The organism is Proteus genomosp. 6, from assembly GCF_040139785.1.
In the GTDB taxonomy this organism is placed as follows: Bacteria; Pseudomonadota; Gammaproteobacteria; order Enterobacterales; family Enterobacteriaceae; genus Proteus.
Window position 1 is genome coordinate 224,527 of sequence record NZ_JBEEVJ010000003.1, and the last position, 13,477, is coordinate 238,003.

At 34.9% G+C, this 13,477-nt stretch carries 11 protein-coding genes; 5 read left to right on the forward strand and 6 right to left on the reverse strand.

The window, feature by feature from the left end; translation table 11 throughout:
- Window positions 1-55: 55 nt before the first annotated feature.
- Window positions 56-460 carry a lysozyme inhibitor LprI family protein gene (umoC, locus tag ABN212_RS05370; RefSeq protein WP_100159051.1) on the forward strand — a complete coding sequence of 135 codons (405 nt, stop codon included), beginning with the start codon at window positions 56-58 and terminating at the stop codon, window positions 458-460.
- Window positions 461-583: 123 nt separating this feature from the next.
- Here umoC and ABN212_RS05375 read toward each other — a convergent pair whose 3' ends face one another.
- The 5 genes from ABN212_RS05375 to ABN212_RS05395 form a co-directional block, all read right to left on the reverse strand.
- The gene (locus ABN212_RS05375; protein WP_198620776.1) at window positions 584-1,288 is read right to left on the reverse strand and encodes a LutC/YkgG family protein; all 705 of its coding nucleotides are present in this window, start codon (window positions 1,286-1,288) and stop codon (window positions 584-586) included.
- Window position 1,289: 1 nt separating this feature from the next.
- On the reverse strand, window positions 1,290-2,711 hold the full coding sequence (locus ABN212_RS05380) for a LutB/LldF family L-lactate oxidation iron-sulfur protein (RefSeq protein ID WP_198620775.1): 1,422 nt from the start codon (window positions 2,709-2,711) through the stop codon (window positions 1,290-1,292).
- 12 nt (window positions 2,712-2,723) lie between these two features.
- Window positions 2,724-3,443 carry a (Fe-S)-binding protein gene (locus ABN212_RS05385; RefSeq protein WP_099659343.1) on the reverse strand — a complete coding sequence of 240 codons (720 nt, stop codon included), beginning with the start codon at window positions 3,441-3,443 and terminating at the stop codon, window positions 2,724-2,726.
- A gap of 119 nt (window positions 3,444-3,562) precedes the next feature.
- Entirely contained in the window at window positions 3,563-5,089 is a 1,527-nt protein-coding gene (locus tag ABN212_RS05390) for an L-lactate permease (protein ID WP_196533437.1), read from the reverse strand.
- Window positions 5,090-6,850: 1,761 nt separating this feature from the next.
- Entirely contained in the window at window positions 6,851-8,011 is a 1,161-nt protein-coding gene (locus ABN212_RS05395) for an MFS transporter (RefSeq protein ID WP_198619700.1), read from the reverse strand.
- Window positions 8,012-8,310: 299 nt separating this feature from the next.
- Here ABN212_RS05395 and ABN212_RS05400 point away from each other — a divergent pair, with 299 nt between their 5' ends.
- The 3 genes from ABN212_RS05400 (at window position 8,311) to ABN212_RS05410 (ending at window position 10,683) form a co-directional block, all read left to right on the forward strand.
- Entirely contained in the window at window positions 8,311-8,601 is a 291-nt protein-coding gene (locus ABN212_RS05400; protein WP_196533439.1) for a putative quinol monooxygenase, read from the forward strand.
- Window positions 8,602-8,847: 246 nt separating this feature from the next.
- Window positions 8,848-9,747 (forward strand): DNA-binding transcriptional regulator YafC, encoded by a 900-nt coding sequence (gene yafC, locus ABN212_RS05405; protein ID WP_349442975.1) that lies wholly within the window; start codon window positions 8,848-8,850, stop codon window positions 9,745-9,747.
- 357 nt (window positions 9,748-10,104) lie between these two features.
- Window positions 10,105-10,683: an NAD(P)H-dependent oxidoreductase gene (locus ABN212_RS05410; protein ID WP_198619702.1), complete on the forward strand. Its 579-nt coding sequence runs from the start codon at window positions 10,105-10,107 to the stop codon at window positions 10,681-10,683.
- Window positions 10,684-10,792: 109 nt separating this feature from the next.
- Here the strand turns inward: ABN212_RS05410 and ABN212_RS05415 are convergent, their stop codons facing one another.
- The gene (locus ABN212_RS05415; protein WP_198632675.1) at window positions 10,793-12,343 is read right to left on the reverse strand and encodes a methyl-accepting chemotaxis protein; all 1,551 of its coding nucleotides are present in this window, start codon (window positions 12,341-12,343) and stop codon (window positions 10,793-10,795) included.
- A gap of 506 nt (window positions 12,344-12,849) precedes the next feature.
- On the opposite strand from ABN212_RS05415, the gene ABN212_RS05420 reads away from it, so the two are divergent.
- A complete protein-coding gene (locus tag ABN212_RS05420; RefSeq protein WP_198619704.1) occupies window positions 12,850-13,431 on the forward strand; it encodes a histidine phosphatase family protein in 582 nt (193 codons plus the stop codon).
- The last annotated feature ends 46 nt before the right edge of the window (window positions 13,432-13,477 follow it).

A 13,477-nucleotide genomic window follows, 5' to 3' on the forward strand; every position in this document is an offset into this window, starting at 1 on the left:
TTTTATACATTATGTTAAACATAAATTTTATTATAAATATCTATAAGGAATTCGCGTGAAGATAAGTTTATTTCTGATCTCTTGTAGTTTACTTACAGTGAGCTTTTTTTCTTCAGCACAAGGTAAATACGATCCTTTAGCGAAATGTTATGAAGTGACCGCAAACGAGCCAAGAACCGCTGTGCAAGCTTGTTTATTGGATGAGTTAAAACTGACAGAACAGCAAATGAATGTCATTTATGACAAAAGTAAGAGTGATCTTGAAGATACTGATTCTGTTGCAGCGAAAAGTGCCATTGATGCATTAGCCAGTTCTCAGCAGCATTTTATTCAATTTAGAAGCGCTGAATGTCAACGACAATCCGCATTATTAATGGGCGGTTCTGGGGCAGGAGATGTTTTACTCGCATGTGAAATAAAATTAAATCAATGGAGAGCAAAAGTTTTATTAAATAATTAATTGGTAAATAATAGAGAAAAACCCAAAAGCCATTAACTTATCTTTTGGGTTTGATTTAGGCGTCGATGATCGACTCTGACTGTTAGCTATTTTGTTATCGTTTTAACGTTATTTTATCTTGAATTAGCAATCTTCAATAATAAGATAAGCTGCATGAACAGGGCCATGAACCCCCCATACTTTAATCAATTCAATGTCAGCAGTGGAACTTGCACCACCAATTAAATTGATACAAGACGGCATTCTCACACCTTCTTGAGCCATCTTATGTAAACGCTCAGCAATTTGAGCCACACGAGGCAAAATATCGCTTTTACGTAGGATCACAATTGAGGTTTCAGGTAATAAACTCACGGCACGTCCTTTCTCTGGAGACGAAAATAAAACAATTCCACCAGATTCCGTTAATCCCGCTTCAGCAAAAACAATTCCGATTTGAGAGCGTTCAGCATGAACAATATTTTCACGCCCAAGTGTAGGATCCCAAATATAAGTTTCGTATTTTTCGCTAACCGCTTTTGTGATGCCAAGTGCATCTAAACGCTCATCACCACTTATTACCACCGAGCCTTTACAATCATAACTTTCACATAGCTCAATTAGGCTATTAATAACTTCATTCGGTTTGCTAACAACACATTTCACCATTTGAGTCTGTGCAAAGTCCGTAAACTCTTTGCACAGTTCATCTTGAGTTAAATTAGTTAAGCGTGTTTTCGCCAAATCATTCACTGGTGTAGGCTGCGGCTGTGGCTTATGCGCAATAGGACGTCCTAATTTTTCAGCAATAGTTTGCAGAAATTCATTACGATTTTGTTCGTTTAACATATTATTTTTTTCCTTCTGCTTTATGGCGTTTAAACCAACTACGGAAGCTATAACCATCTGGTTTAGGGAGATCACGTGATTCCATCCAATCATTAAGAACACTAATTTTGATTGGTGTAGAACCATTTTTGATCATTAATCCCGCCATTTTTGCACCGACATTCATACCCACTTTCCAAAGGGCAGGGTGTGAATTGAGGTAGTTAAACATACCTGTCACTCGACGTTCTGCTTTTGGTGTAAGGCCTGTTTCTGCCATCACACGGCGATGTTTTAAAATCAGTTGTGCTAAAGGAATTTTGACTGGGCAAACTACATTACAAGCGTTACATAGCGAACATGCATAAGGGAGATCGTGGAAATCTTTATAACCCCCTAATAATGGTGAAATTACCGCACCAATTGGACCAGGATAAATTGATCCATAAGCATGACCACCAATATTACGATAAGCAGGGCATGTATTTAGGCAAGCACCACAACGAATACAACGTAAAATATCTTTAAATTGTGAGCCTAAAATTTCAGAACGACCATTATCGACAATTACTAAATGGAACTCTTCAGGGCCATCAACATTGCCTGCTTCACGTGGACCTGTCACCCAAGTGTTATAACTGGTTAAACGTGAGCCAACGGCACTACGACATAACATGGTTATCAACGGATCAACTTCTTCAAAGGTAGGAGCCACACGTTCCATACCCATAACCGCTATATGGGTTTTAGGTAGTGTTGTGGTCATTCTTGCATTACCTTCATTGGTGACTAAACAGACAGTACCTGTTTCAGCCACGGCAAAGTTACAGCCAGTGATACCAATATCAGCAGAAAGGAAATCTTGTCTTATACGTTGTCTAATGAAAAGCGTCATATCTTCTGGCGTTTCACTGCCTTCATAATTGAGTTTTTCATTTAAGACTTTGCGAATTTGATAACGATCTTTGTGGATCGCTGGAACCACGATATGAGACGGTGGATCATTATCTAACTGAAGAATATATTCACCAAGGTCAGTTTCGATGATTTCAATGCCTTCATTTTGTAAGGCTTTATTCATCCCAATTTCTTCGGTGACCATCGATTTAGATTTTACAATCTTCTTCGCATTTTTCTTTTTGGCAACTTCACAAATATAACGAGAGGCATCTTCTGCTGTTTTAGCAAAATAAACATGGCCTCCGTTTTCAGTCACTTTTTCGGATAATTGATAGAGATAAGCATCTAAGTTTTCAAGAACATGGTTACGGATTTGTTCAGCGCGATCACGCCACTCTTCCCAATTACCTAGCTCCTTCACCATGATTTGACGGTTAGCCCCAATGCGTTCTTGCGCCATAACAACCGCATTACGCATGATTGTGTCTTTCATTTCATGTTCTAGACGAGGTCTGAAATCTATATCACTGGTTTTGATAGACATAAGCAGGCTCCCTTATTGGCTCATTAAAACTTGTGCAATATGCAACACTTTTACAGGACGTTTTTCACGACTTAAACGACCTTGAATGTTGATTAAGCAGCTTGTATCGGCACCAATGACATAATCAGGACTCACATCCATAATATGTTTGACTTTTTCAGTCACCATTTCGCCTGAAATTTCAGACATCTTCACGGAGAAAGTTCCCCCAAAGCCACAGCAGGTTTCTGAGTTTGCAAAAGGTAACATTTCAAGACCTTCAACATGTTTTAACAGCGTTAAAGGCTCACTTACGACACCTAATTTTCTGGTTAAACTGCAAGATGGGTGATAAACCGCTTTACCTGGCAGACGAGCCCCAACATCGACAACACCAAGGGTGTTAACAATAAAGCTGGTTAAATCAATAAGGCGATCGGCAACACCTTGTGCCCGTAATGCCCATTGTGGTTCATCAGCAAGATAAGTTGGGTAACCTTTAATGGCATAAGTACAGGAGCCTGCGGGTGAAATAATGGGATAGTCGTTCACTTCCAATGTTTCAATTAACGATTTCATGGCGGGTTTTGCGTTATTAACATAACCGCTATTAAGCGCAGGCTGACCACAGCAACCTTGGCGTTCCTGAAATAAGACTTCGCAGCCTAATTTTTCAAGTAACAAGACGGTGTCTCGGGCTGAATCTGCTTTCAGCACATCACCAAGACAGGTCGCATAAAAATTAACTTTCATTAATCGAACTCCAAAACATCGCTCAGATGTTATTATTTTTACTAAAGATAAAATTCTTTTATTGCTTCGTTATAAGAGGAGAAGTGAATGGAATAAACACGCTCACTTCTCCTTATTAATTAGTTCATTAGATGATAAATAATACCGATCTTCGCCCCAAGAATAACAATGTAGGCAATACAGTATTTTAAGGTTTCACGCATAATGGCACTGCTTTGGCCATCCATTTTTGTCGCTGAAACAGCAATGGCGATACTTTGAGGTGAAATCATTTTACCGCCCGTTGCACCAGAGGTATTGGCAGCGGCCAGAATGAATGGGTCAATATTAAGTTTAGCGGCTGCACTGGTTTGTAACTTACCAAACAGTACGTTAGAGTTGGTGTCACTACCTGTTACGAACGTTCCTAACGCACCGATCACTGGGGCAATAAAGATAAATCCTGCACCTGTGAAATCGACTAAGGTTTCAGCGATACTGCCAATCATGCCACTGAAATCCATGACAGTTGCCATCGCTACGATTGCTGTGATGGCAATAATTGAGTTTTTCAGTTGGATAGTCGTTTTAACCAGAACAGAGATAAGTGTTGAAATACTTGCGCCTTGAATGGTTCCCCCCACAAAGCTGGCGAGAATAATTAATACCCCCGGTGTACTTAACCAAGCAATGGTTTGATATTCCGTTTGTGTTTCACTTAATACAAATGGGATCTTTGTGGAAATCGCACTCGCCATGCTTTGGAGCGTAGGGAATAAAGGTGAACACGCTAAAATAAATATAAAAGTAAACAGATAAATAGAACTTGCTACTAACAACTCTTTGCCAGTATGTTTTTTGACATTTTTCTGTTTATCACCACTATTTTTCATGCGTTTAGCAAGGAAAATAACCACAATTAAGCTGACTAAGCTACCTGCAAACGCTGGTAATTCAGCACCTAAATTAGCTGCAACGATATATTGAGGGATCAGTGTACTGATACCACACATTAAGGTAATAAATCCGACACCTTTAATCGCTTTAATTCCGCCACCAGCAATGGCAACGATGACAAAAGGCAATACGATATTAAATAATCCCAACTGAATAATAATCGTTTTACTCAGTACTAATACATCAAGCCCAGTATTTTGCGCCAAAATTGAAACTGGAATACCGACTGCACCAAAAGCAGTAGGAACTGTATTGGCAACTAAAGAGGCAACTGCTGCTTTAAAAGGATCAAATCCAAGTGCAATTAAAATACCGATAGGAATGGCAACCGCAGTACCATAACCCGCAACAGCTTCAAGAAAGCCACCAAAACACCATGAGATAAGCAGAACTTGCACTCGCTTATCATCACTTATGCCAGCCAGTACATCTTTAAGGACATCCATGCCACCTGTTTTTAGCATTAAGTTATAGCTATAAATGGCAGCAAGAATAACGATGATGATTGGCCACAATCCTTTAACTGCGCCATAAAGGACAGAGACTGAAGCAAATTGAATGGTGTTGTTCCAATGGAAAATAGCAAGTGCAACAGTTATCACTAAAGATACAAGCACGGCATGGTGAACGGCTGATTTCATTTTTAAAATCATAAAAATCAAAACCGCTAAAGGCACAATGCCTAATAAGAATGATAGATAGTCTGACATGATTATTTTTATCCTTAAGTTTGCAATTGTTATCGTTTATAACTGCGTTGGCAAACCTATAAGTTGGTCATTATATAATTGTGTAGGGTACTAGGTTTTATTAATGCTCTACTTTGCTGAAACGATAAATCATAAATAAAAAAAGATAGTTACTAACCTAAACAATGAAAGATATCATCACTTAGGAAATTGTCAGGTTAGATTAGTTGGCTATTGTAGGGAATATTTATTGATATGTAATAGAATAAAATCAATTGTGTGACAAATATAAAAAAATTCCTTTTTTCTCATTATTTGCTTGTTAATTGTCGTGTTTTTTGACGCTCATCAATGTAATTGCATTGCTAATGTTGTTGTAAAATTGGTTTTTGATGAAAAAAAGAACGATATTGATGGTTTTAGCTATGTAATAAAAAGATAAATTGAAGTCTAAAATGCCATTTTTAGGGTAAAAAAAGACCATCAACCCCCAAAATAAACATAAATTAAATTAATGAATTACTTTTTTACCTATTTTATTAACAAATAAACTAAAAATTTTTTATTTCGATATTTTATTGTTATAAATTTTGTTGTCTTAATAATTTAAATTATCGTTTTTTTATTTTTATAATACTTTATTTCATTATCAATAATATTTTACTTTGTATTTTTAATATTTTATTTTGTTTTTTCTATCTTGTTTTAATGTTTAGTGTTTTCTTTATTTTGTTTTTTTTTATTTCTTGCCTATTCTTTACGTGTTTTTTATTTATTAAAATATATTTATTTTTTTATTTCTAATTTATATCTATTTTTATCTAGTGTGAAAATAAATTGTTATCATTGATTTGTTTTTATTTATTCTTAATATAATAATTTTAATTATACAAAATTAATATTATTATATTAACTGTTTAAATGGACTTTAATATGATTTTCTCATCAATGATTAACTTCTTTTTGTATCCAGAGGCGCACAATTACTCGCTTTCAAACTATATTTAATTGTAATACAAATCAGTGGGATAATGGAACCATGATAAGAAAAGTAAATAATAAATGAGAATGGTTCTTCCTAATGTTCCTCAATTAAAGATATGATTGAAGTGATCTTGATCGTATTGATAAAAGTAAAAAGTCTATTTTTTTTATTCTTTATAAATAAGAAAACGTGAAATAAATTCTATTTAATAATAGGAAAATATTTATTTAAGGGGATTTCTTACCTTTTTAAAAGTGTTTAAGTTGACTGTTATAGAACAAAGATAAGATATGAAATATTTTTGAAGTAATAGTCTCATTTTTAGGTGAAATATTAATTTCATCTAGATAATTGTCATACAAATATTCAAAGTAAAAAAGGTGATTGAAAAGTGAGTTTACAGATAATTATTTTCGATTCAGCTACGTAATAATCTCTAACGGAATATTTTCTTTAGTGTGTAAATGTGTTGCTGCCTGTTTTAGCTCTATAAGCTTATCTCACAATAAGTGACATTATCCTGAGATTATTATGGGAGTATTAATAGTGAAAAGATTATTTTCATCATTAAATAGCTCTGTTTTGATAATGGAAATCAGCGATTATGTTAGCGATGTTTTAGGATTTAACATTTGACGCCATCCATAAACGTTGAAATAAGTTGGCAAAAACAAACAGTTTGTCTGATATTGGTAAAATTGTTTACATTTTATTGTCGACGTTGTTACACATGAAAAAAAAGAACCAAAGTGTGAACTAGGTTCATTTTTTAGTGAGTATGAATAGGGCGTTAAAGACTAAGCCAAGCTTCTTTGTGGTTCTCTTTTCACTTTATATTGAGCAAAAACCAGTAATAAACCAATGATCCCAACTAAGGCCGCACTTAAAGGGACAATGTTGTAACTGTATTTTAAAGCAACTCCGCCAATAACGGCTCCAATAGCGTTGCCTAAATTAAATGCACCGATATTTACTGATGAAACTAAACCCGGCGCATCATGGGCTATCTGCATTGTTTTTATTTGCAGTGGTGGAACAAGGGCGAAGCTCGCCACACTCCAAATAAAAAGAGTGATAATCGTTAAGAACAAATGATTTGAAACTAAGGGTAAAAGGATCATTGATAAAATCAGTAATATAAAAAACATCACTAATGTTCTATCAATTCCTTTTGCCGATAACTTACCCCCTAAGTAATTACCTACGGTAAATCCTAATCCAATCACAACAAGTAGCATTGCGACATCGCTTTCGCTGATATGAACAATATTAATAAGGAAAGGGGCGATGTATGTATAAAGAGCAAAAAGAGCAGAGGCGCCAAATACGGTAGTCAGTAGTGCTAACACAACAGGTAAACGAGTGAGTACTTTTAATTCATACTTGATATTAGGCTTGTTTCCTTTAGGGATCGTAGGGAGCAGCATTAATAAACCCATCAGTGTCACAACACCTAATCCAGAAATAAGAACAAAGGCTAAACGCCAGCCATAAACTTGACCAATCCAAGTAATAAAAGGAACACCGATCAAGTTTGAAAGAGTTAATCCCATAAACATAGCGGCAACGGCAGCAGCTTGTTTATGTTTTTCAACAAGACTTGCGGCTACTACTGATCCAATACCAAAAAAAGCACCATGATTAAGACTCGTTATTAGCCTTGCAACCATTAATCCCCAATAGCTATCAGATTGTGAGGCGAATAAATTGCCTGCAATAAAGAGCAATAATAGGAAAATTAAAGCATGTCGTTTTGTTAATCGACCTAAGCCCAATGTCATAATAGGAGCGCCAACCATAACACCGACAGCATAACCTGTAATGAGGCCACCTGCTGTTGTGATCGAGATATCTAGCCCTGAAGCAATATTAGGTAGTAATCCCATTGGTGTAAATTCAGAGGCTCCTATTGCAAATGCCCCAGTAGCCAGAGCTAATAAAGGGAGAAAGGTTTTCATAGCGCATCCTAATAAGGTGAATAATAAATTTGAAATTTAATAGGGTGCTAGTGTAATGAAGTAAAAAAATGCAATAAATAATGAAAAAAACAATAGACTATTGCTTTAATGGCAATAATGATTGTGGTGTTTATATTATTGAATTGCTTTTTAATAAAAATAATAATCATTATGACAATAACAATCTCAGCAACTTATTTTTGCCTAAATGTAAATAATGAAATAAAGAATTATGCTAGAGTAATTTCAGGTTGTTATTTATTTGTCATTTACACTTATGTTGGAATATAGGATTTCATATGAATAATGTCAGATTAATTGCCACAATTGTGGCAAAAGAAAATCATGAAAATGAAGTGTTATCTGCTTGCAAAGCAATGATAAAACCAAGCCATAAAGATGAAGGATGTATCCAGTATGAACTTCATAAGGATACCACTCAACCAAGAACCTTTATTTTCTTTGAAATATGGGAAAACCAGAGCGCTATCGATAAACACAATGAAACAGCACATATGAAAGCGTTTGTTGAAAACCTAAAAGATAAAATTGAATTATTAGATATCAAATTTATTGAAAAATTAGCCTGATTTTATTTACCCTCCGTTAATGTGTCTTATTATTTTAAATAAAAATTTTATGTTTAAACCATGATTTAAGCAGATGTACATTATGTATATCTGCTTATTTTTTAAGTAGTAACGCTTATTTATACCATTCACACTATTTACAATAACTCACTATTCTCCCCTGATTATTAACTTAATTGCAATAATAAAAAAATGTCCGTATCCTTAAATCCCAATATACTACCTAATAGCACTGGGACTTATTGTATGAAAGCAACGTCAGAAGAAGCGAGAGTATTCGTTGAAGTTGTTGAACATAAAAGCTTTACAAAAGCAGCTGATAAACTGAATCTGGCTAATTCAGCCGTCAGCCGAACAGTGAAGAAATTAGAAGATAAATTAGGTGTTAATTTACTGAATAGAACGACCCGCCAAATTGATCTTACCGTAGAAGGTGAACTTTATTTTCAGCGAATGAAAGTTATTTTGCAGGAAATGCAAGCCGCTGAAAATGAGTTATATGGCACACAAAATTCACCTAAAGGTTTACTGCGTATCGATGCGGCAACTCCTGTTGTATTACATTTGTTGATCCCTTTTATTTCTATTTTTCGCCAACAATACCCTGATATTATTTTGTCATTAGTCTCATCAGAAACTTTTGTGAATTTAATTGAGCGTAAAGTGGATGTGGCCATACGAGTTGGCCATTTAACAGACTCAAGTTTACGTGCTCGCCCTTTATTTAATAGCTATCGTAAAATTATTGCTTCGCCAAAATATATAGAGCGAAAAGGAATTCCGACAACAGCGCAAGCATTGAGCGAACATACTTGTTTAACATTTACTGAGCCAGTTTCATTAAATACATGGCCTTTAGAAATCGAAAAAAATGCATTAATTACGGTAACAGAAGGGATATCTTCAAACAGTGGCGAAACATTAAGGCAATTATGCGTGAGTGGTGAAGGGATTGCTTGTTTATCTGATTTTATGGTGAATAAAGATATTCAAGAAGGCAAACTAGTTGAGCTATTTAGCGATAAATTACAATCTATACCATTACCTTTTCATGCTGTTTATTATAGTGATCGCGTGGTGAGCCAACGTATCCGCGTTTTTATTGATAGTTTAACTCAATATTTATCTGACACATTAAAGCTGTAACTTTTAGCGCACTAATGTCCTTAATTTCTTACAGTTTATCTTAGTGTGATAGTAAGACGATCCTATCAGATTAGAAGATATTCTTATTAATGTTATAACAGCCAACGGTTTAACAAAATAGCCTGAGCAACAATAGACTTTTGCCTAAAAAGCAATAATCTCTATTATTAATATACCCAATCGTAAAAGTGGTCTATTTTGGTTTTTTATTCTTAATTATCTTTGTTAATTTTTAATAATAAGAAAATAATCCTGAATTTTAATTTTCTATAGATTTTGATGTTGTGTGCGAATTTTTTTATTTCCTGTTAAATTAACTCTATTAAACGTATCGCAAGAGAAAATTTAGGAGTTGGCATGAATATTTTATTGATTAATGGTGGTCAAAACTTCGGTCATTCTGCTGGTCAATTAAACCGTACACTACATGATGTTGCTGCTGAGCATTTAGTTACATTAGGTCATAGCGTTAAAGAAACCCAAATAGAAGATGGCTATGATATTGACGACGAAATCGAGAAATTTCTATGGGCAGACACCATTATTTATCAAATGCCTGGCTGGTGGATGATGATGCCGTGGAAAGTAAAAAAATATATGGATGATGTGTATACATTTGGTCATGGCAAGTTATATGAGAACGATGGGCGTACGCGTCGTGATCCTAAAAAGCAATACGGTACAGGGGGGCTGTTACAAGGTAAGAAATACATGATCTCTGTAACGTGGAATGCGCCTGTTGAAGCCTTTAATGAATTTGGTAATTTTTTTGATGGCAGAGGTGTTGATGGTGTTTATTTCGCTTTCCACAAGTCACAACAATTTTTAGGATTATCTCAATTACCGACTTTTATGGTCAATGATGTTATTAAAGAGCCAACGGTTGAGAATGATATTGCTGAATATAAAGCACATTTAACTCACGTCTTTGGTTGAGTTTATTTATTCGTATAGCCGTTTGGAACATACATAAAACACGTTTAAAGGTCACTATGATAGAAGACTAGTGACCTTTATTTTTTCAATAAACTTATTCAACTAAATATTAGATACTTTTAATCTGAAAGTAATTCACTAATTTATTCAGATTAAGTGCTTGTTCATTAAGTGAACTTGCAGCAGCTACCGATTCCTCAACTAATCCCGCATTCTGTTGAGTTGTTGAATCAAGCTGACTTATAGCGTTATTGATTTGCGATATACCATCACTTTGTTCATTACTTGCCTGCCCAATTTCACGCAATAGCGCACTGATCTCTTCGACATCAGCGATCATTTTTTGGATTTGTGAGCCGGCTTGTTCAACTAATTCCATTCCTTCTTGTGTTTGAGTTGATGAATTATCGATAAGAGTGCGTATATCATTAGCGGAGTCTGCACTTTTTTGTGCCAGTAGTCTGACTTCACCAGCAACAACTGCAAAACCTTTACCATGTTCACCCGCTCTAGCGGCTTCAACAGCGGCATTTAGTGCAAGAATATTAGTTTGGAATGCAATGGCATTAATTAAGTTAATAATATCTGTCATTTGAGATGATGAGCTATTAATGGCTCTCATTTTTTCAGTTAGCTGAAGCATTATTTCGCCATTATGATGTACGGCGATTTCAGTTTTTTCAGCAACATTAATCGCATCATGAGTATGATCTGCGGTGTTTTTAACAGTTGATGTCATTTGCTCCATTGAGCTTGCCGTTTCTTCTACTGATGTTGCTTGTTCTTCTGTTCTTGCTGCTAAATTTTGGCTACCAGCTGTAATTTGCTCTGCTGCTGACGAAATATTTTCAGCGCTGTTTTGTACATTTTGAACAACTTCTAATAGGTGCGTTTTCATTTCAGCAAGGGCTTGTAATAATATTCCTGCTTCATCATGATAATCAATATTCACTTCTTGTGTTAAATCACCATTGGCAATCGCTTTAGCAAAATTTATTGCTTTCTCTAATGGAAGAGTAATGCCTTTAGTAATAAACCATCCTAAAATACTACCCACAATAATACTGATGAGGGTTAATAAGACTAAAAAGATCCTTTTCTCAATAAAATCACGTTCAACAGCGTCACCTGCCTCTTCCATTTTTTTGTCTTGTAATTTGATAAACTCTAATATTTTATCGCGATACTTTAACTGAATAGCGGAAGTTTTTGTGATCAGTTCATTGACAGCGGCGTGTTTGTTATTTTCATTAAATGCCTTCACCACAAAGTTTTGAGAGTTTATATATTGCTGACGGATCTCATAAACCTCAGCTAAGATTTTTTTTGATTCAGCATCGTGTGTGGTTTCGTCTAATTCTTTCAGTAATTGCGCAACTTTAGCGGTGATCTCTGCTTTTTTGCTCTCTTGCTCAGCCGCTAAACTTCCTTGCTCATCAAGCATAGTAAGTTGCTGAAATATAATAAATTCATTGAAATTATTAATCAGTAAGTTGGCTCTGACTGTGGCTGGATAGATATCATCAACGACATCATGAATATCTTGATTCGCACTATTTAAACCCATTAATGCGAAACTGGAACCCAACATAATTAGCATCACAAAAGTTGTAAATGCGATGGTTAACTTTGTACGAATTTTAAAGTTTTTAAAGAACATGCTTAACCCTGGATAAATAATAATTAATAAGTATTGGTAACTTATTTAAGAACAAACAGTATCGGTAAGCAGAGGAAGAACTTTAGTCATTAAACTAAATAGAGGGAGATAAAAAGGCTTGTATTGATTTTTAATACATTATTTTTTCTATTAAAAAGAGATCTCTTCCATTTTTTATCTAAATGTACTGAGTATTTAAGTTTCATTTAGCTTTATAAAATTGGGTGTAAAGTAATGAAAAATTAAAAAAATCCTTTATTTTTTGTTAACAATTGTTTGATTGATTTTAATATTTGTTAATTAGTTTTGAGGCGTTTAGAAGGTAGAATAAAGGTCAATAGAGTATAAAAGTGGCTAAATATGCGCTATCTAAGATTTGCTCACCGCTGAAACACTTTTGGCTATGATAGACTGAGTGACTTAAACTCAGTGAGTTTATGGTTAATATTAGATGTGTTTTAATTTCCCATATTTCTTATACTCAATTGACTTAAAGGTAACGCTGTATGCGCAGTGTATTTATATTTTTGAGCGTATTTATTCTAGGATTTAGTCATATGGCGTATTCCGATCAAACACTGGTTTTTATAAGACATGGTGAAAAACCTGATAATGATAGTGGGCAACTGACCTGTAAAGGGTTAAATAGAGCATTAGCCCTACCCGATGTGCTTATAAATCAATTTGGCAAACCTGATGCATTATTCGCCGCGGCACCTAAACAGAGTAAGTTAGGGAATTCATTGCGTTCACTCCAAACGATTTCACCTATCGCTATTAAAACCTCATTGCCTATTCATCTTCAATATCACGCTAAAGAGATAAAAGCATTACGAGAGGAACTGTTAAGTCGACAGTATGAAAACTCGGTTATTTTTATTGCCTGGGAGCATGATAATTTAACCAAGGTTGCGCGAGATATTATGAAACAAGAGGGAGGCGATCCTAAATTAATTCCTAAATGGAAAAGTAGTGATTTTGATAGTATTTATATCTTAAAAATTATCCGAGAAGGGGATAAAAAAAACGTCGTATTTGAACAAAGACAACAAGGGCTAGATGGCGTGTCAGAAGTTTGCCCTAATTAATGCGTATTTTATAACACTCTATTTTTACACACAGATTTAATGCTAT

Excerpts from the sequence above, each read along its gene's own strand:
- ABN212_RS05385 (WP_099659343.1), bottom strand. The coding sequence starts at position 3,443 with ATGAAAGTTAATTTTTATGCGACCTGTCTTGGTGATGTGCTGAAAGCA.
- yafC (WP_349442975.1), top strand. The coding sequence starts at position 8,848 with ATGAAAGCAACGTCAGAAGAAGCGAGAGTATTCGTTGAAGTTGTTGAA.
- ABN212_RS05395 (WP_198619700.1), bottom strand. The coding sequence starts at position 8,011 with ATGAAAACCTTTCTCCCTTTATTAGCTCTGGCTACTGGGGCATTTGCA.
- ABN212_RS05390 (WP_196533437.1), bottom strand. The coding sequence starts at position 5,089 with ATGTCAGACTATCTATCATTCTTATTAGGCATTGTGCCTTTAGCGGTT.
- ABN212_RS05375 (WP_198620776.1), bottom strand. The coding sequence starts at position 1,288 with ATGTTAAACGAACAAAATCGTAATGAATTTCTGCAAACTATTGCTGAA.
- ABN212_RS05410 (WP_198619702.1), top strand. The coding sequence starts at position 10,105 with ATGAATATTTTATTGATTAATGGTGGTCAAAACTTCGGTCATTCTGCT.
- ABN212_RS05420 (WP_198619704.1), top strand. The coding sequence starts at position 12,850 with ATGCGCAGTGTATTTATATTTTTGAGCGTATTTATTCTAGGATTTAGT.
- ABN212_RS05380 (WP_198620775.1), bottom strand. The coding sequence starts at position 2,711 with ATGTCTATCAAAACCAGTGATATAGATTTCAGACCTCGTCTAGAACAT.
- ABN212_RS05415 (WP_198632675.1), bottom strand. The coding sequence starts at position 12,343 with ATGTTCTTTAAAAACTTTAAAATTCGTACAAAGTTAACCATCGCATTT.
- ABN212_RS05400 (WP_196533439.1), top strand. The coding sequence starts at position 8,311 with ATGAATAATGTCAGATTAATTGCCACAATTGTGGCAAAAGAAAATCAT.